We start from the raw sequence: 17,025 nt of genomic DNA, 5'->3' as shown, positions 1-17,025 counted from the left end.
ACTCGCTCCATCCCCCCGAGCCCGTCACTACACCTGTAAAGGGGTGGGTCCCTCCCCATGCGCATCCCCAGAGCCCTCGCGCTTCTCGTCTGTACCGCCGCCCTCGCGGCCACCACCGGTGCCTGCTCCGGCGCCACGAACCCGCCCGCGGCCGGCGGCGGCACGAACTTCAAGGTCAGCCCCACCTCGCCGGCCGCGCAGGGCCCGCTGGACTCCTTCACCTGGTCCCTGTACGCCGAGCCGTACACGCTGGACTACGCCCTCGCGTACGACTACCCGCCGAACACCGTCCTCGCCAATGTGTGCGAGCAGCTCCTGCGGGTCACGCCCGACATGAAGATCGTGCCCGGCCTCGCGGTGAAGTGGGCGCAGCCCGACCCGCGCACCCTCGTGTACACCCTCCGGCCCGGGGTGAAGTTCCACGACGGCACCACGATGACCGCCGACGACGTGGTCGCCTCCCTCAAGCGTCAGATGGACCCGAAGACGGGCTCGCCCTGGGGTTCCGCGTTCAAGAGCGTCGACACCGTCGAGAAGACCGGCCCCCTGGAGGTGACGATCCGCCTCGGCAGGGAGGACGTCCTCTTCCACGAGCTGATGGCCGCCTCCCCCGGCACCATCGTGAGCGCCGCCTCCCTCGCCCGGGAGGGCAAGGACTACGGCACGCCGAAGGGCAAGCTGAACTGCACCGGCCCGTACGCCCTCGAATCCTGGGCCCAGGGCGACAGCATCACCCTCAAGAAGAACGCCGCCTACTGGGACACGTCGCTCACGCCCAAGTCGGAGAAGGTGAAGTTCACCTTCATCGAGGACGCCGCGGCCCGCTCCAACGCCTTCCTGTCCGGCACGGCCGACGGCGGCTACCTGGTCCCGTCCTCCTCCTTCGCCCAGCTGAAGGCCGGCACCAAGGGTTCGCTCCTCTTCGGCCCGAACACCGCCGCCGCGAACCTCGCGGTGCTGAACTTCCACGGCCCGCTCAGCAACCTCAAGGTCCGCAAGGCCCTGTCGATGGCCCTCGACCGGAAGAACATCATCAAGGCCGCGGCCGGCGGCGTCGGCGTCCCCGCCAAGGCCCCCGCCGCGCGCGGCGCCTGGGCGCTGGCCCCGGAGAAGACGGCGGAGCTCTACGACACGCTGCCCGAGCCCGTGTACGACGTCGAGGCGGCGAAGCAGCTCGTCAAGGAGGCCCACGCGAACGGCCGGACGATCACCCTCGTCACCAGCACCCTGGCGCCCGAGATCAGTGTCGTCGCCAACGCCGTCCAGGCGGCGGGCCGCGAGATCGGCCTCAACGTCGTGCTGAAGCCGGTCTCGCCCGACGCGTACAGCAGCATCTTCGTCGACCCGGACGCGCGCGACGGCCTCGACCTGGTCATCACCAACGGCTACGACAACACGCCCGACCCGCTGGAGTTCTACCAGTACCTGCGCACCGGCGACTTCGGGAACTACGGCCGCTGGTCCGACGCCGAGTACGACGTCGCCTTCGACAAGGCCAACTCCGAGCCCGACCCGGTCAAGCGCGCCGAACTCACCGCGAAGGTCCAGAAGATCGCCCTGGACGAGCTGCCAATCATCCCCGTGTACGAGGCGCCCTACTCGGTCTTCCTCGGCAAGCGGATCACCGGCGCACCGACCGGCATCGCCCAGCTCTACTTCCCGTGGGCCGCGACGATCGGGGCCTCCAAGCGATGACGCGCTACCTCGTCGGACGGCTCCTCGGCCTGGCGGCGGTGCTGTTCGTGACCTCTCTCGTGGTCTTCGGCTCCGTCCATCTGGCCCCCGGCGACCCGGTGTCGTTCCTCCTGCACGGCCGCCCCGCGACCCCCGAGGCCGTGGCGGCCCTGCGGGCGGAGCACCACCTCGACGACCCGCTGGTCACGCAGTACGCGAAGTGGCTCGGCGGCGTCCTGAGCGGCGACTTCGGCCGCTCGGCCCAGTACCACCAGGACGTGGCCTCGCTCATCGGCTCCCGGCTCCCCGGCACCGCCCTGCTCGTCGGTTTCGCCGCCGTGCTCGTCGCGGTGCTGGGGGTCGCGGCCGGCATCCTCGGGGCGCTGCGCCCCGGCCTGCCGGACCGGGTGGTGCTCATCGGCACCGGTGTCGCCACCGCCACGCCCTCCTTCGTGACCGCCATCGCGCTCGTCTCGCTCTTCTCCGTGCAGCTCGGCTGGTTCCCGGGGCCGGGCGGCGGCACCCCGGCGGGTCTCTCCGAGCGGCTGTACCAGCTGACCCTGCCCGCCTTCGCCCTGGCGCTGTCCTTCGCGGGACTCCTCGCCCGGGTGACCCGCTCGTCGATGCTCGACGAACTCGGGCGCGAGCACGTCGAGGTGGCGCGCGCCCGGGGCGTGGCGGGCCGGTCCGTGGTCCGCCGGCACGTCCTGCGCAACGCGCTCGGCCCCGTCGTCACCGTCGGCGGCACGATGCTCGCCGGCCTCCTCATCTCCACCTCGATCGTCGAGACCGCCTTCGACGTCCCCGGCCTCGGCTCGCTGCTCGTGCAGTCGGTCACCGCGAAGGACTTCGCCGTCGTGCAGGCGATCACGCTCCTCAGCGTGGCGGCCTTCGTCCTCGTCAACCTCGTCGTGGACCTGCTCGCCCCGCTCATCGACCCCCGTCTCTCCCTCGGGGAAGGCTCCTCATGACCTCCACCACCTCCGCGGTGCCGTACCGCAGGCCGGGGCTGCGCGCCCTGCGCCTGTTCGGCCAGGGACCGCTCTTCGCGGTCTCCGTCGCGGTCCTCGCCCTGCTCGTCCTGGTCGCCCTGCTCGCGCCCGTCCTCGCCCCGTACGACCCCGAGGCGCTCGACCTGTCGGCGAGTCTCGTCGGCACCACCGGCGACCATCTGCTCGGCACCGACCAGTCGGGCCGGGACATCCTGTCCCGGCTGCTCCACGGCGCCCGCACCGGGCTGCTCGGGCCGCTGCTCGTCGTCGGCGTCTCCACCCTGCTCGGCACGCTCCTCGGCGTGGTGGCGGCCTGGCGGGGCGGCTGGGTGGACACCATGCTCTCCCGGTCCATGGACCTCGTCTTCGCGATCCCCGGACTGCTGCTCGCGATCCTGCTGGTGTCGGTCGTCGGCGAGGGGCTCACCGCACCCGTGATCGCCATGTCGGTCGCCTACACCCCGTACGTGGGCCGGCTCGTCCGGGGCATCGCCCGGCAGGAGAAGGCCCGGCCGTACATCGAGGCGTACCGGGTGCAGGGCTGGTCCGGCTGGACCGTCTGCGTGCGCCATCTGCTGCCCAACATCGCGCCGACGGTCTTCGCGCAGTCCGCGATGAACTTCGGGTACGCGCTGATGGACCTGGCCGCGCTCTCCTTCCTCGGCTTCGGGGTGCAGCCGCCGGCCGCCGACTGGGGCGCCATGATCAACGAGGGGCAGGCGGCCGTCCTGCAGGGGGCGATGCTGCCGGCCCTCGCGCCCTCCGCGTGCATCGTGCTCGCCGTGGTGGCGTTCGGCATCGTCGGCGAGGGGCTCGCCGACCGGATCGCGAAGCGGGAACGGTGAACGGCATGCGCGAACTCATGGACACCGCGCCCGTCCTGGAGATCGAGGGCCTCGGCGTCCGCCTCGCCGGCGACCGGGCCGCCCGGCCGATCCTGGACGGGGTCAGTCTGACGGTACGGCCCGGGGAGACGGTCGGCCTGGTCGGCGAGTCCGGCTCCGGCAAGTCCGTGGCCTGCCGCAGCGTCCTCGGGCTGCTGCCCGGGGGCGCCCGCACCGAGGGGCAGGTCCGGGTCGCCGGGCGGGACGTCCTCGCGATGAACCGCGCCGAGCTCACCGCACTGCGGTCCCGGCAGGTCTCGATGGTCTTCCAGGACCCGCGTGCCTCCGTCAACCCGCTGCGGCGGGTCGGCGACTTCCTCACCGAGGGGCTGCGCGCGGCCGGGACACCCGCCGCCGAGGCGACCGCCCGCGCCGAGGAACTCCTCGACGCCGTCGGCATCCGCGACCCGCGCGGCGCCCTGCGCCGCCACCCGCACCAGTTCTCCGGCGGCATGCTCCAGCGGGTCGTCATCGCGGCGGCCCTCGCGAGCGAGCCGGCCCTCCTCCTCGCCGACGAGCCGACGACCGCGCTCGACGTCACCACCCAGGCCGAGGTCATCTCGATCCTGGCCCGGCTGCGGGCCGAGCGGGGCACGGGCATGCTGTTCGTCACCCACGACCTCGAACTGGCCTCCGCCATCTGCGACCGGGTGTACGTCATGTACGCGGGCCGGATCGTGGAGACCCGGTCCACCGACGAACTGTTCGACGCGCCCCGCCACCCGTACACGGCGGGCCTGCTCGCCTGCACCCCGCGTCTCGAACCGGACGCGCCGGCCCCCCGCCCCATCCCGGGCCGCCCCGTCTCCCTCGCGGAGGCGCCGCCCGGCTGCTCGTTCGCCGCGCGGTGCGCGCACGCGCTGGCGCGCTGCACCGAGGAGAAGCCCGTGCTCGTACGCCACGGCGACGGGCTCGCCGCCTGCCACCGTGCCGAAGAAGGGATCACGCTGTGACCGCCACGCCGAAGGAGGGCCTCGTCGTCGAGGGCCTGCGCAAGCGGTACGGGGACCACACGGCCGTCGACGGCGTGTCCTTCGCCCTCGCGCCCGGGTCCTCGCTCGCCCTCGTCGGGGAGTCCGGCAGCGGCAAGACCACCACGGTCCGGATGCTCGTCGGTCTGGAACGCCCGGACGGCGGCACGGTCCGCCTCGACGGCCAGGACCGTTCGGCCCGGCCCCGTGGCCGGGCCGAACGGCTCGCCCGGGCCCGGGACATCCAGATGGTCTTCCAGGACCCGTACCTGTCGCTCGATCCCCGGATCACCGTCGAGGGCTGCCTGGACGAGGTCCTGCGCCTGCACACCGACCTCGACCAGGCGGGCCGCCGGGCCCGGGTCGACGAGCTCCTCGACCAGGTCGGTCTCGGCAGCCGCGAGGCCTCGGCCCTGCCCCGGGGCCTCTCGGGCGGGCAGCGTCAGCGCGTGGCGATCGCCCGCGCCCTCGCCGTGAAGCCCCGGGTCCTCGTCCTCGACGAGGCCGTCGCCGCGCTCGACGTGTCGATCCAGGCGCAGATCCTCGAACTCCTCGGCACGATCCGCCGCGAGTCGGGCATCGGCTATCTCTTCGTCACCCACGACCTCGCGGTGGTCCGGCACATCGCGGACGAGGTCCTGGTGCTGAAATCCGGCCAGGTCGTGGAGACGGGACCGACCACACAGGTCCTGGACACGCCGGAACACCCGTACACCCGGCTCCTCCTGGACTCCGTGCCCCGCCGCCGGCGGCCTGCGGCATGAGGTGCGGGCCGCGCGCCTCCGGTGGTCCCGGTGCGCGCGGCCTCGCGCGTCAGTCCCCCAGGCGTGCCAGGACCGCGCGCATCGACCGTGCCACGACCGCGCGGGACTCGTCGGTGGGATCGACCAGTTCGAAGGCGTGGTGGCCGTGCGGCGCGTCGACGACCTCGACGTCGGCCCCGCGCTCCTTCGCGGCGGTGAGGAACTCCTCGACGGTCGCCGTGAAGACCGGGTGCTCCAGACCGGCGCGGGTGAGGACGACCGGCGGCCCGTCCGCCGTGCCGACGGTGTCGACGGGACGGAAACGGGACTCGACCGTCTGCCAGCCGGGCAGCGGCGCCATGGCCGGGTAGTTCGCCGCGACGCACCGCAGCCACGGCGGGGGCGCGGCGAGCCAGTCCGCGGCGAGGGGCCCACCGGTGGAGAAGAACCACAGCGCGATCCGCTCCCCGTCGACGCGCGGGTCGGAGCGGACCAGCTCGACGGCCTCGACCAGGTCCTGGGCGGCCCGCGGGTAGTCGCCGAGGGCGTGGAGCCGGTGGTCCAGGGTGACTCCGACGACCCCCATGCTCGCCGCGTAGCGGCCGTATCCCAGGAAGAACGGCGAGTCCCGAGGGGTGGGCCGCTGGTCGGTGGCGATGGGGCCGCCGTGGACGAAGACGATCGCCGGCCGCGGCCCTTCGGCGTCCGGGAGGTGGAGGTCGACCCGCCCGACGCGCTCGCGCGGCCCCTCGGGCACGTCGAGGAGGAAGGGCAGGAGGTGGGACGGCTGCTCGTGCCCGTCCTCGGGCGCGGTCACCCGGTGGCCCTCGCCGGCCGCCGCGCGCAGCAGCACCTCGGCCAGTTCCCCGGGGGCGGAGAGCATCGGCCAGTGTCCGGTGGCGAGTTCGAAGAAGCGGAACCGGTCCTCGGTGAACATCCGGAACTGGGGCGGGCCCGAGGCCACCGCCACCTCGACCATGGCGATGCTCTGCCCGTTGGCGGCGCACAGGACGCCGGTGGTCGGCAGGGCGGCCGCGGCACCGGTCAGCCGGAGCGGCTCGGTGAGGGTGCCGGCCGGCTGGGGCGCGGCCTCGCGCTCCAGGCGTACGAGGGCCTCGGCGGGGATCCCCTCGACGCTGCCCCACCGCGACCAGGCGCCGGGCGCCGGCGGCGGGACGGGTGCGCCGGGCCGTGCGGCGAGCAGCTCGCGGACCTCCGGGTCGGGTACGGAGCCGGCGGCGGCGTCGCCGGCCTGCGGGGGTCCCGTGTCCACGGACACGATGCGGGCGACGCGACCGGCGCGCCGGTCCGCGGCGCCGAGCACCGGGTACAGGCCGTACCCGTGGCCCACGAGGACCACCTCGGCGTCCGTGATCCCGTCGACGAGCCCGGTGAGTTCCTGGATGTGCGTCTCCAGACCGGTCCCGGGCCCGGCCTCGGCACGCCGGTCCCCCGTCCCGGTCAGGGTCACGGGGTACGCCTCCGCTCCCGCCGCCCGCAGCCGGGCGGCCGTCTCCTCCCACACCCAGCCACCGGTGAAGGTGTCCGACACCAGCACGAAAGCCGTCATGGCCGTCTCCTCGTCTCTTCCGGGGAATGTCTCGCGGTCACGCTAGGAACTCCCCCTGCGGGAGATTCAAGGGAGCTGTCCGGGGCGGGTCGGCAGGACGACAGAATGGGCGGTGCCCGGAGTCGTCCGGGTCCCGCTCAAGGAGGTGCGCCCGGTGTTGTCCGACGGTCTGTGGAGCATCGGGGAGCTGGCAGCGCGGGCGGGTGTCACCGTCAAGACCGTGCGGTTCTACTCCGATCGCGGGCTGCTGCCCGAGGCGGCCCGCAGTTCCGGGGGCCATCGCCGATACGGGGCCGAGGCCCTCGACCGGCTGCGGTTCATCCGCTCCCTGCGCTCCCTCGACCTGCCGGTTCCCGAGGTGGAGCGGGTCCTGGAGAAGGACGGGGCCGACGACGTCCTGGAGGAGGCCGTCGCGGGGCAACTGCGGGACGTGGGCTCCCAGTTGGTGGCGCTGCGCTGGAAAGAAGCCTCGTTGAGGCTGCTCCGGGACTGCTCCGCCGGGGAGCGCGCGGAGCGCCTGCGGCTGCTCGGCGCGCTGCCCGCCCCGCCGGACACGGACGCCCTGGTCCGGTTCTGGCGGCGGGCCCTGCCGGCCCGACTGCCGGGGCGGCTGGTGTCCACGGTCCTCGACGCGGTGGTGCCCCGGCCGCCGGACGAGCCCGGCACCGACGACGTGCTCGCGTTCGCCCGGCTGCACGCGCTCGTCACCGACCCGCGGCTCGAACATCCGGCCCGCACCCCCGCTTCCGGACGGCGAGTACCGTCCGGTCCTGCTCTACGAGGGTCTCGCCGAGGCGTACGGGCTGGCCTCGGCCGAGGTGCTGGCCGGGCGGGCGCCGCAGGACGGCGGGGCCCTGGACTGCTTCGTCTCCGCCTACGCCCACGCGCGCGGGGAGCGGGACACGCCGGACTTCCGTCGCCGGCTGCTCGGGCTGCTCGCCCTGGACGACAGCCCGGTGCTCCCCCGGTACTGGAAGCTGGCCGCGGGCCTGTTCGCCCCGGACGAACCGCCCCTGGGCCTCCTCCACCACCACCTCTCGGTGGCCCTCCGGGACGAGGTCCACGGCCCGGCCGCCTGATACCTCCCACATGGTGGGCGGCCGGGAGTCCACGCGCTGGGCGCGGAGGTGGCGGATCCCGCCGGCTTCCCACCGTCGCCGCAGGTCAGTGACGTGCGGAGGGTGTGTCAGGTGGCGCAATACTGCGGCAACACCATCGGGGCCGGTCCGCGGCTACGTTCCGTGCCATGCCCGCCGAACCCGCTCCCGCCGCCCGTCCCGTCGCCGCCGCCCGCCGTCGGCGGCTGCGCTCGGACCGGGCGCGGCAGCGCCTGGCAGGTGCGGTCCGGTGCGGCGACCGCGCTCCGGGCGGCGCCGCCGGACCTGGCCGTGCCCGCGCTGGCGGGGGCGCTCGCCGACGGGAACGCGGACGTGCGGAAGGCCGCCGTCCTGTCGCTCCTGGCACACCGGGCCGAACCGGGGGCGCGTGCCGCGCTCGCCGGGGCGGCGGACGACCCGGACGCCGACGTCCGCGCCTACGCCGCCCGCGCGGCCCGCTGAGCCGTTCGGCGTACCCGGGGTGTAGTCGTCGGCGGGGCGGGGAAAGGGCGCACGGACTCAGGACGACGAGGAGGTGGTGCCGGTGTCGGGGCCGACGACCGGGGACGCGGTGGGAGCACCGTGCTGGCTGAATCTGTCCGCGCACGATCTGGAGGCGGCGCAGCGCTTCTACGGGGCGGTGCTCGGGTGGACGTTCCGGCGGGGCGCCTTCGGCGACGCGTACGTGGTGGGTGAGCGGGACGGGGTGCCGGTGGCGGGGATCGCGGCGCTGGCCGCGGAGCCGGCGGGGCCGGTGGCCTGGACGGTGTTCTTCGCCGTCGGCGACGCCGACGCGGCGGTGGCGCGGATCCGGGAGCGCGGCGGCACGGTCGGGGTGGGGCCGCTGGCGTATCCGCCCCGGGGCCGGGCGGCGCTCGCGTCCGATCTGGAGGGTGCGGTCTTCGGCGTGTGGGAGGGGCGTCTGGTCTCGCGCTGGCACGTGGGCGAGCGGCAGGCGCCGGCCTGGGTGGAGCTGCACACCCGCGACGCGTTCGACGCGGCCGTGTTCTACGGCGGGGTGCTCGGCTGGGCGGACGGGCGCCCTGGCGGCACCGAGGTGTCGTACGAGCACGAGGGGGTGGTGTTGCGGCGAGAGGGCGAGGCCGTGGCCCGGCTCGACAGCGGTCCGGTCGAATCCGAGTCCCCCCGCCCTGAGTTGCGGCCGCGCTGGCTGGTCCGGTTCCGGGTGCGGGATCTGGCGGCGGCGCGGGAGGCGGTCGTGGCGCACGGAGGGTCGGTGGTGCCGGGCGGCGAGTGGGCCGGGGTGCGGCCGCCGGGCGGCGACGACGAGCGCCGGTTGGTGGTCCGCGATCCGGAGGGGGCGCTGTTCGCCGTGGAGGCGGAGGAGGAGGGGTGATCCGGGCCGTGTGATCCACAGCTCTCCGTTCGGAAGTTCCTTGTGTGGACCGTAGATGATCCTGCAATCTTCCTCTTGCACAGGATCAGGTTCGGCACACATGACGGCTGACGGAAGAGGAGAGCCCATGCGCAGCGAGGGCCCCGGGCTGTACGAGATGTTCGACGAGCGGTTCCTCACGGGACGGTGCATGAACGGCGACGAGGCGCTGGAGGTCCTCCACACCGGCTGCCGCTGGGCCGAGGGGCCGATCTACGTGCCGGCCTGGCGGCAGGTGATCTGGAGCGACATCCCGAACGACCGGATGCTGCGCTGGGACGAGGAGACGGGCGCCGTCGCCGTCTTCCGCCGCTCGGCCGGCCACACCAACGGCAACACCCTGGACCGCGAGGGCCGGTTGATCACCTGCGAGCAGGGCAACCGGCGCGTGACGCGCACCGAGCACGACGGCACCGTCACCGTACTGGCGGACCGCTGGCAGGGCAGGCGGCTGAACAGCCCGAACGACGCGGCGGTGAAGTCGGACGGCTCGATCTGGTTCTCCGACCCGGACTTCGGCATCACCAGCGACTACGAGGGCTACCGCGCGGAGAGCGAGATCGGCTCCGACAACGTCTACCGCATCGATCCGGACAGCGGTGAAGTACGCCTGGTCGCCGACGGGTTCGGCGCGCCGAACGGTCTCGTCTTCTCCCACGACGAGCGGCGGCTGTTCGTCTCCGACACCCGGGCGGGCTTCATCCGGGTCTTCGACGTGCGCGAGGACGGCACGCTCTCCGACGGCAAGGTCTTCGCCGACGCGTCGACCCGCGAGAAGGCCCGCTTCGACAATCTCCGCTTCGACGACGGCGGCCGTCTGTGGGCGGCCGCGATGGACGACGGGGTGCACTGCTACGACCCCGACGGCACCCTGATCGGGCGGCTGCGCGTCCCCGAGGCGGTCGCCAACATCTCCTGGGGCGGCGCCAAGCGCAACCGGCTGTTCATCGCCGCCGAGACCAGCCTCTACTCGGTGGTCATGGCCGTCACGGGCACCCACCCGACCGGCCCCGGCCGCCGACCCTGGCTGGACACGGCGGCCTGAGTCACGGCCTGAACCACCGCCCGACGGCGGTCAGTTCGCGGCGGCGCGGGCGGCCACGCGGGCGAGGAGCCGCTCGCGCCCGCCCGGGTCGGTCGCCAGGTCGATCGCGGTCCACGCCATCGCCAGGCCGCCGTCGAGGACGGCACGGTCGGCGGCGGCCGTGGTGCCGTACCGGGTGAAGTCCGGGTGGTGCATGATCGTGTCGCCGCAGTCGTACCCGATGGACGGGTGGATCGTCGGGACGACGTGGGAGACGTTCCCCATGTCGGTCGAACCCCCGCGCAGACCGGGGTCGTTGGGCAGGACGGTGCGGCCGAGGGCCTCGGCGGCGGCCTGGTAGCTCCGGCCCATCGCGAGGTCCTGGCGCAGGTCGGCGTAGTCGTTGCCGACGGTCTCCAGGAGGAGCTCGGCGCCGGTGGCGAGCGCCCCTGCCTCGAAGCAGGCTCGCACCCGCGCCTGGAGTTCGGCGAGTTCCTCGCTGGTGCCGGCACGGACGTCGTACGTCGCGGTGGCGCGGTCCGGGATGACGTTCGCCGCGTCGCCGGCGGAGGTGACGACGCCGGAGACGACGGCCCCGGGGACCATCTGCTGGCGGTGGGCGGCGATCGCGACCTGGGCGATCATCATCGCGTCGGCGGCGTTGACGCCCCGGTGCGGCATCGCCGCGGCGTGCGCGGGAACCCCGGTGTACGTGACCGAGAGGCTGCTGATGGCCAGGGTGGAGAGGCCCACGGCGTCCTGCGGCGCGGCGTGCACCATCATGGCGGCGGCCACGTCGTCGAAGGCCCCGGCGCGCAGCATGTCGACCTTGCCGCCGCCCGACTCCTCGGCGGGGGTGCCGAGGAGCGCGACGGTGAGGCCGAGGTCGTCGGCGAGCGGTGCGAGAGCCAGGGCGGCGGCCACGGCGGCCGAGCCGTTGACGTTGTGACCGCAGGCGTGGCCGATCCCGGGGAGCGCGTCGTACTCCGCGCAGATCGCGACGACCAGGTCGCCGGTGCCGGCGGTGGCGCGGAAGGCGGTGGGCAGTCCGTACGCCTCGCGGGTCACGTCGAAGCCGGCACCCTCCACGAGGTCGGTGATGCGGCGGGCCGCGCGGTGCTCCTCGTAGGCGAGTTCGGGGTCGGCGTGCAGGGCGTGGCTGAGCCCGACGACCGCTTCCTGATGGCGGGTGAGGACGGCCCGGCTGTGGTGGCGGGCCGTGCTGGTCGTGGTCATCGGAGGTCCTTCGACGGGGTGCGGTAGAGGAGGGAGGCGGCGCCGCCGGCGAGGGAGAGCGCGACGCACAGCACCCAGGAGGTGGTGTAGGCGCCGAGGTCGGGCAGGGTGTGGCCGGCGGGGGTGTGCCCGGCGAAGACGGTGAGGACCGCGGCGGCGCCGAGCGAGCCGCCGACGTTGATGATCAGCTCGTTGATGCCGGAGCCGACGGACGTCCGGTCGTGGGGAACGGACTCGACGGCGAGGGTGCGCGTGGAGTGCTGGAGGAAGCCGTTGCCGAGTCCGGCGAGCGCCGTGCCGAGGAGGAAGAGCGGCGCCGAGGCGTGGGTGGCGACGACGACGCCGTATCCGAGGGCCATGAGGACGGAGCCGGTGACGAGGGTGAGCCGGTCGGTGATGCGGGCGGCGACGGCGGGGGCGGCGAGTGCGCCGAGGGCCATCGCGAGGAGGTTGGGGAGCATGCCCAGGCCGATGACGACGGGGCTGTACCCGAAGCCGTATCCGGTCTCGTCGGGGTCCGTGCCGAGGAAGACCGGGTGGGCGACCTGGAGCCCGAGCATGCAGAAGCTGAAGGAGAGCGTCACGACGGAGACGACGACCACGTTGCGCCGGGCGAACATCCGGACGTCGATCATGGGCTCCGCGGTACGGAGTTCCACGAGCACCCACAGGGCGGTGACGAGCCCGCCGCCGACCAGGGTGGCGAGCGTACGGGTGGAGGTCCACTCCCAGCCGGGGGTGCCGCCGAGGCCGAGCGCGAGCATCAGCGCGACGAGGCCGACGGAGAGCAGCACCGCCCCGGCCCAGTCGACGGAGCCGCCGGGCAGGTCGTCGGACTCGGGCAGCAGCGGCCAGGTCACGGCCAGCGCGAGGCTCGCGCCGATGGCGGGCACCCAGAGGGCGGCGGTGGGGCTGTCGACGGTCGCGGCGACGAAGCCGCTGGAGAGCAGGCCCAGGGTGAGGCCGCCGATCAGGGCGGCGACCATGAGGCTGATGCCGCGGCGGCTCTCCGCGTCGCCGCCGTCGGGGCGGTTGCGGAGGATGCCGACGAGGAGCGGGAAGAAGCCGGCGATGGCGCCCTGGAGGATCTGGCCGGCGAGCAGCACCGGGAAGGAGCGGCTGAGTCCGACGAGGACGGAGCCGGCGATGACGATCGCGAGGTTCCAGCGCAGCAGGCGGCGGTGACCGTAGAGGTCGCCCATGCGGGCGAGGACCGGGGTGAAGGCGACGCTGGCGAGCAGGTTCGCGATGCTGATCCAGTTCAGGTCGGCCGCGGTGACCTTCAGGGTGTCGGTGAGGCCCTTGAGCAGCGGGGAGAGGAACCCCTGGGTGATGCCGCTGGAGAGCTCGACGAGTGCGACCGAGGCGATGACCGCGCCGGCGGGCACGGGTCGTACGGCTCTTCTTCGTACGGGGGCGGTGCGGGTACCGGCGTCCGTCATACGTACTACCTCTTCGGGAGGGCCGCGTGGGCTCGATGGGGAAGGGGGCCGCCCGGCGGGTGGGGGTGCGGGGGCGGAAGATGCACCACAATGTGGCGAGCGAACGGCACTTCGGGCAAGAGTTGACGGTGAAGACGGCCGAATGCGGCAGCGGGTGGGGGGCCTACGGCGGATTCGGGCACGAGGAGGTCGAGCGGGGCGCCTTCGGGCGGGCGCGTGACCGGGCGGAGAAGAGGCGTGATGACGGCGGAGCGGCAGGGCGGTGGAGGCAGCCGGGGCGAAGGCGCCGGCCTCGACGCGCTGGACCACGGGATTCTTAAGGTCCTGCACCGCGATCCCCGTGCGCCGTTCGCGGAGGTCGCCGCCGCCGTCGGGGCGCACGAGCGGACCGTCGCGCGCCGCCTGGAGCGCATGACCGCCGACGGGCGGGTCGCGTTCGTGGCGGCGCTCATCCCGGAGTACCAGTACGAGGGTGTGACGGCGGAGATCGCCGTGCGGTGCGCGCCCGGCCGCGTCCACGAGGTGGCCCTGACGCTCGCCGCCCTGACCGAGACGCGGTCCGTGGAGGTCGCCACCGGGGCGCTCGACGTGTTCGTCGAGCTCCAGGCGGCCGGTCACGACGCGCTGCTCACCCTGGTGGACACGGTGATCGGCCGGCTCGACGGGGTCGTGGACATCCACTCGGCGGTGGTGCTCCGGCTGCTGCTCACGGCCAGCGACTGGGCACCGTACGACGACGAGCCCACGGACGTGCGGCGGCACGCCATCGAGGGCACCGCGCTCCCGGAGCCACCGGTCGTGGACGAACTGGACCGGCGGCTCGTCGAGCTGCTCCGGCGCGACGCCCGCATGTCGACGACCCGCCTCGCGCGGGAGCTGAGCGTCGGCGAGACGACGGCCCGGCGGCGCCTCGCCCGGCTGACGGCCTCGCACGTGCTGCACCTCCGGCTGCACGCCGACCCGGCGGTCCTCGGCTATCCGGTGGAGGCGCGGTTCCGGCTGGGGGTGCCGCACCGGGAGCTCGACCCGGCGATCCGGCTGCTCGCGCGGGAACCGGCCCTGCGGCATCTGGTGGTGACGAGCGGCGGGACGAGCCTGCTCGGGTACTCCAGCCATCGCGACACCCACGACTTCCAGGAGTTCACGGCCCGGGTCTTCGCCCGCCTGGAGGGCGTGACGTCGACGGAGACGGCGCTGCTGATGCGGACGTACAAGAGGGCGGGTTTCACGGCGGTCCAGGGCTGAGGGGCGGCCGCGCGAGGGGACGGACGCCTGTGAAGCCCCGGCCGGTCGCGCCTCGGCGGCCGACAGGGGGCCGGCTTGGACGAGGGGGCGGGGACGCCCGGCGAGGGCCCACCGGGCGTCCCCGCCGGGGCCGCGGGCCCCGCGACACCCGTGAGGGCCCCACCCGGTCGCGTCTGCGCGGCCGGGCGGGGCCCCCGGGTTCCGGCGCGCGCCTCTGCGGTTCGCGCGCCGGACGGGGCGGCGCCGCCGCAGGGCCGTCCCCACGTATCCCGCGGCGGCCCGCCCCGGTCGATGTCAGGCCGTGGTGGCCTGCGAGGCAGTACGCGGACCGGCCCCGGGCTCCTCGCCCCGGGCCTCGTCGGAGGCCGGTGCCGTCGCCTTCGCGGGGATCAGCGCGGCGACGACCGCGGCCACGAGTCCGACGCCGCAGCCGATGAGCATCGCGGCGCGGAAGCCGTCCTCGGAAGGCAGCACGTGGCCGCCGAGGGTGGTCGTCAGCTGGGCGAGGACGACGCCGATGACGGCGGCCGAGACGGAGGTGCCGATGGAGCGCATCAGCGTGTTGAAGCTGTTGGCCGAGGCGGTCTCCTCCTGCGGCACCGCGCCCATGATGAGCGCCGGCATGGCCCCGTAGGCGAGTCCCACGCCCGTGTTGCAGATGAGGGTCACGGTGAGCAGGCCCCAGGTGGAGCCCATCAGGGCGAGGGAGGAGCCGTAACCGGCGGAGATGACGAGCGCGCCGACGGAGAGCGTGACCTTGGGGCCGCGGGCGGCCGACAGCTTGGCGCCGAGGGGCGCCAGGATCATCATCATCAGGCCGGCCGGGGCCATCCAGAGGCCCATGGCCATCATCGACTGGCCGAGGCCGTACCCGGTCGCCTCGGGCAGCTGGAACAGCTGGGGGACGACCAGGGACTGCGCGTACATGGCGAAGCCGACCAGGATCGAGGCCGCGTTCGTCATCAGGACGACCGGGCGGGCGGTGACCCGCAGGTCGACGAGCGGCTCGGGGGTGCGCAGCTCCCAGGCGCCCCAGGCGAGCAGGACGACGGCCGCGACGGCGAAGAGGCCGAGGGTGGTGGCGCTGCCCCAGCCCCAGGTCGCGCCCTTGGACACGGCGAGCAGCAGGGCGACGAGCCCGACGCCGAGGCCGAGGGCGCCGGGCACGTCGAAGCGGCCGGGGGTGGCGGCGCGCCGGCCGGCGGGAACGACGCGCCAGATCATGAGGCCGACCAGGACGCTCAGCCCGGCGGCGACCCAGAAGAGCACGCGCCAGCTGGCGTTCTCGGCGACGGCGGCGGAGAAGGGCAGGCCGAGGGCGCCGCCGACGCCCATGGAGGCGCTCATCAGGGCGATGGACCCGCCGAGCTTCTCGGGCGGGGAGATGTCGCGGAGGAGGCTGATGCCGAGCGGTACGACGCCCATGCCGAGGCCCTGGAGTCCGCGTCCGACGATCATCGGGACGACGGAGGAGGCGAGCGCGCAGACGACCGAGCCGGCGACGAGCGGGATCACGGAGGCGAGCAGGACGCGCCGCTTGCCGAGGGTGTCGCCGAGCCGGCCGGCGACGGGGGTGGCGACGGCTCCGGCGAGGAGGGTGGCGGTGATCACCCAGGAGGCGTTGGAGGCGCTGGTGTCGAGCAGCCTGGGGAGGTCGCCGATGAGCGGCACCACCAGGGTCTGCATGAGTGCGGCCACGATGCCGGCCATGGCGAGGACGCCGACGACGCCGCCGGGGCGGGCGTCGGGCTTGGAGCCGTCCACAGGTTCTCCCTCGGTGCTTACTGCGGTTGCGCGGAAAAGTTTTATGCATCATGCATATCAATTGCATGATGCACAAGCTATGTAGGATGCACATGACTCGATGAAGGGACTCGGGGACAGGAGAGAATGCCCTCATGGACAAGCCCACCCATCTGGTCGAGTTCGAGAGCATGCTGATCGGACGGCACGCCCTCCTGTACGGGCCCCGCTCCCGGGCGGCCGGCGGCCAGCTCGACCGCAGCGCGTACGTGCTCCTCACCCGCATCCGCCTGCACGGGCCGATGTCCATCGGACAGCTCAGCGAGGCCTTCGGCCTCGACGCCTCCACCCTCAACCGGCAGACCGCCGCGATGCTGCGCGCCGGGGTCGTGGAGCGCATCCCGGATCCGGACGGCGGCATCGCCCGCAAGTTCCGCATCACGGAGGAGGGCGAGCGTCGCCTGGAGGCCGACCGCACCTCGAACATCGAGGGCCTGGAGCGGGTGATGGAGGACTGGTCACCCGAGGACGTGACCCGCTTCGCCGCCTACCTCGAACGCTTCAACCGGGACATCGAGCGGCTCGAAGGCCGCCCCTGGCCCCGGCCGTAGCCCGGCTCATGCGCCGCGATGCATCGCGGCCTGCCGGTCCGCCGTCGCCAGGGCGGTGTTGACGAGCGCCACGACGGCGAAGACGACGGCCCACGCCGGCCGGTCGAGGGCGTGGAGCGCGAGTGCCGCCGCGCCGAACACCAGGGCCTTCACGAGCAGAACTCCCGCGAGCGGCACCCGGATCCGCGCCCTGGGCGCGGCGAACAGGCCCCAGACGAAGGCTGCGAGACCCGGCGTGGCGATGGCGAACAGCAGCCGGAGCGCCACGTTCTCCGCGCTCTCCCACCCCCACCAGGCCAGCACGCCCAGCGCGGCGAGTTCGAGCAGGAACGCCAGCCCCTCGTTGAAGACGTGCAGCGGGGCGGGCAGCTTCATCGGGCACCTCTCGACTTCATCG

At 73.9% G+C, this 17,025-nt stretch carries 15 protein-coding genes and 2 pseudogenes; 12 read left to right on the top strand and 5 right to left on the bottom strand.

Going from position 1 to position 17,025, the window contains the following annotated elements; all coding sequences use genetic code 11:
- The first annotated feature begins 57 nt into the window (after positions 1-57).
- From AC07AW_RS12620 to AC07AW_RS12600, 5 genes are read left to right on the top strand one after another with little or no spacing between them, the layout of a single operon-like run.
- Positions 58-1,695, top strand: coding sequence for an ABC transporter substrate-binding protein (locus tag AC07AW_RS12620; RefSeq protein WP_478815439.1), 1,638 nt, complete (start codon positions 58-60; stop codon positions 1,693-1,695).
- Positions 1,692-2,645: an ABC transporter permease gene (locus AC07AW_RS12615; protein WP_478815438.1), complete on the top strand. Its 954-nt coding sequence runs from the start codon at positions 1,692-1,694 to the stop codon at positions 2,643-2,645. Before AC07AW_RS12620 ends, AC07AW_RS12615 begins: the two co-directional genes overlap by 4 nt.
- Positions 2,642-3,511, top strand: coding sequence for an ABC transporter permease (locus AC07AW_RS12610; protein WP_392152281.1), 870 nt, complete (start codon positions 2,642-2,644; stop codon positions 3,509-3,511). Before AC07AW_RS12615 ends, AC07AW_RS12610 begins: the two co-directional genes overlap by 4 nt.
- A 5-nt stretch (positions 3,512-3,516) precedes the next feature.
- Positions 3,517-4,503 (top strand): ABC transporter ATP-binding protein, encoded by a 987-nt coding sequence (locus tag AC07AW_RS12605; protein WP_478815437.1) that lies wholly within the window; start codon positions 3,517-3,519, stop codon positions 4,501-4,503.
- The gene (locus AC07AW_RS12600; RefSeq protein ID WP_478815436.1) at positions 4,500-5,285 is read left to right on the top strand and encodes an ABC transporter ATP-binding protein; all 786 of its coding nucleotides are present in this window, start codon (positions 4,500-4,502) and stop codon (positions 5,283-5,285) included. Before AC07AW_RS12605 ends, AC07AW_RS12600 begins: the two co-directional genes overlap by 4 nt.
- 49 nt (positions 5,286-5,334) lie before the next feature.
- On the opposite strand, the gene AC07AW_RS12595 is transcribed toward AC07AW_RS12600, so the two are convergent.
- Complete coding sequence (locus AC07AW_RS12595) at positions 5,335-6,834, bottom strand: alpha/beta hydrolase (protein WP_478815435.1); 1,500 nt, start codon at positions 6,832-6,834, stop codon at positions 5,335-5,337.
- Positions 6,835-6,946: 112 nt separating this feature from the next.
- Here AC07AW_RS12595 and AC07AW_RS12590 point away from each other — a divergent pair.
- The 5 genes and pseudogenes from AC07AW_RS12590 to AC07AW_RS12570 all read left to right on the top strand — a co-directional run.
- Positions 6,947-7,150 (top strand): annotated as a pseudogene (locus AC07AW_RS12590) (MerR family DNA-binding transcriptional regulator); the annotation flags it as partial.
- 502 nt (positions 7,151-7,652) lie between these two features.
- A complete protein-coding gene (locus AC07AW_RS12585) occupies positions 7,653-7,913 on the top strand; it encodes a hypothetical protein (protein ID WP_478816273.1) in 261 nt (86 codons plus the stop codon).
- Positions 7,914-8,159: 246 nt separating this feature from the next.
- Positions 8,160-8,393 (top strand): annotated as a pseudogene (locus tag AC07AW_RS12580) (HEAT repeat domain-containing protein); the annotation flags it as partial.
- Positions 8,394-8,466: 73 nt separating this feature from the next.
- Entirely contained in the window at positions 8,467-9,288 is an 822-nt protein-coding gene (locus tag AC07AW_RS12575) for a VOC family protein (RefSeq protein WP_478815434.1), read from the top strand.
- 127 nt (positions 9,289-9,415) lie between these two features.
- Positions 9,416-10,372, top strand: coding sequence for an SMP-30/gluconolactonase/LRE family protein (locus tag AC07AW_RS12570; RefSeq protein ID WP_478815433.1), 957 nt, complete (start codon positions 9,416-9,418; stop codon positions 10,370-10,372).
- 30 nt (positions 10,373-10,402) lie between these two features.
- On the opposite strand, the gene AC07AW_RS12565 is transcribed toward AC07AW_RS12570, so the two are convergent.
- Both AC07AW_RS12565 and AC07AW_RS12560 read right to left on the bottom strand, forming a co-directional pair.
- A complete protein-coding gene (locus AC07AW_RS12565) occupies positions 10,403-11,587 on the bottom strand; it encodes an amidohydrolase (RefSeq protein WP_478815432.1) in 1,185 nt (394 codons plus the stop codon).
- The gene (locus tag AC07AW_RS12560; protein WP_478815431.1) at positions 11,584-13,029 is read right to left on the bottom strand and encodes an MFS transporter; all 1,446 of its coding nucleotides are present in this window, start codon (positions 13,027-13,029) and stop codon (positions 11,584-11,586) included. Before AC07AW_RS12560 ends, AC07AW_RS12565 begins: the two co-directional genes overlap by 4 nt.
- Positions 13,030-13,269: 240 nt before the next feature.
- Between AC07AW_RS12560 and AC07AW_RS12555 the strand changes: the two genes are divergently transcribed.
- Entirely contained in the window at positions 13,270-14,274 is a 1,005-nt protein-coding gene (locus tag AC07AW_RS12555; protein ID WP_478815430.1) for an Lrp/AsnC family transcriptional regulator, read from the top strand.
- A 294-nt stretch (positions 14,275-14,568) separates the two neighbouring features.
- Here AC07AW_RS12555 and AC07AW_RS12550 read toward each other — a convergent pair whose 3' ends face one another.
- Positions 14,569-16,038 (bottom strand): MFS transporter, encoded by a 1,470-nt coding sequence (locus AC07AW_RS12550; RefSeq protein ID WP_478815429.1) that lies wholly within the window; start codon positions 16,036-16,038, stop codon positions 14,569-14,571.
- A gap of 134 nt (positions 16,039-16,172) precedes the next feature.
- Here AC07AW_RS12550 and AC07AW_RS12545 point away from each other — a divergent pair, with 134 nt between their 5' ends.
- Complete coding sequence (locus AC07AW_RS12545) at positions 16,173-16,628, top strand: MarR family winged helix-turn-helix transcriptional regulator (RefSeq protein WP_478815428.1); 456 nt, start codon at positions 16,173-16,175, stop codon at positions 16,626-16,628.
- Between the two features lie 6 nt (positions 16,629-16,634).
- Here AC07AW_RS12545 and AC07AW_RS12540 read toward each other — a convergent pair whose 3' ends face one another.
- Positions 16,635-17,003 carry a YrdB family protein gene (locus AC07AW_RS12540; protein ID WP_478815427.1) on the bottom strand — a complete coding sequence of 123 codons (369 nt, stop codon included), beginning with the start codon at positions 17,001-17,003 and terminating at the stop codon, positions 16,635-16,637.
- Positions 17,004-17,025: the final 22 nt, after the last annotated feature.

It is taken from the genome of Streptomyces sp. NPDC044003, from assembly GCF_056435185.1.
Note: the sequence above shows the minus strand (reverse complement) of the source record. Positions and strands in the feature narration are given on the sequence as shown.

Bases quoted from the DNA above. Each gene is read 5' to 3' on its own strand.
- AC07AW_RS12620 (WP_478815439.1), top strand. From the start codon at position 58: ATGCGCATCCCCAGAGCCCTCGCGCTTCTCGTCTGTACCGCCGCCCTC.
- AC07AW_RS12615 (WP_478815438.1), top strand. From the start codon at position 1,692: ATGACGCGCTACCTCGTCGGACGGCTCCTCGGCCTGGCGGCGGTGCTG.
- AC07AW_RS12610 (WP_392152281.1), top strand. From the start codon at position 2,642: ATGACCTCCACCACCTCCGCGGTGCCGTACCGCAGGCCGGGGCTGCGC.
- AC07AW_RS12605 (WP_478815437.1), top strand. From the start codon at position 3,517: ATGCGCGAACTCATGGACACCGCGCCCGTCCTGGAGATCGAGGGCCTC.
- AC07AW_RS12595 (WP_478815435.1), bottom strand. From the start codon at position 6,834: ATGACGGCTTTCGTGCTGGTGTCGGACACCTTCACCGGTGGCTGGGTG.
- AC07AW_RS12570 (WP_478815433.1), top strand. From the start codon at position 9,416: ATGCGCAGCGAGGGCCCCGGGCTGTACGAGATGTTCGACGAGCGGTTC.
- AC07AW_RS12565 (WP_478815432.1), bottom strand. From the start codon at position 11,587: ATGACCACGACCAGCACGGCCCGCCACCACAGCCGGGCCGTCCTCACC.
- AC07AW_RS12560 (WP_478815431.1), bottom strand. From the start codon at position 13,029: ATGACGGACGCCGGTACCCGCACCGCCCCCGTACGAAGAAGAGCCGTA.
- AC07AW_RS12555 (WP_478815430.1), top strand. From the start codon at position 13,270: ATGACGGCGGAGCGGCAGGGCGGTGGAGGCAGCCGGGGCGAAGGCGCC.
- AC07AW_RS12545 (WP_478815428.1), top strand. From the start codon at position 16,173: ATGGACAAGCCCACCCATCTGGTCGAGTTCGAGAGCATGCTGATCGGA.
- AC07AW_RS12540 (WP_478815427.1), bottom strand. From the start codon at position 17,003: ATGAAGCTGCCCGCCCCGCTGCACGTCTTCAACGAGGGGCTGGCGTTC.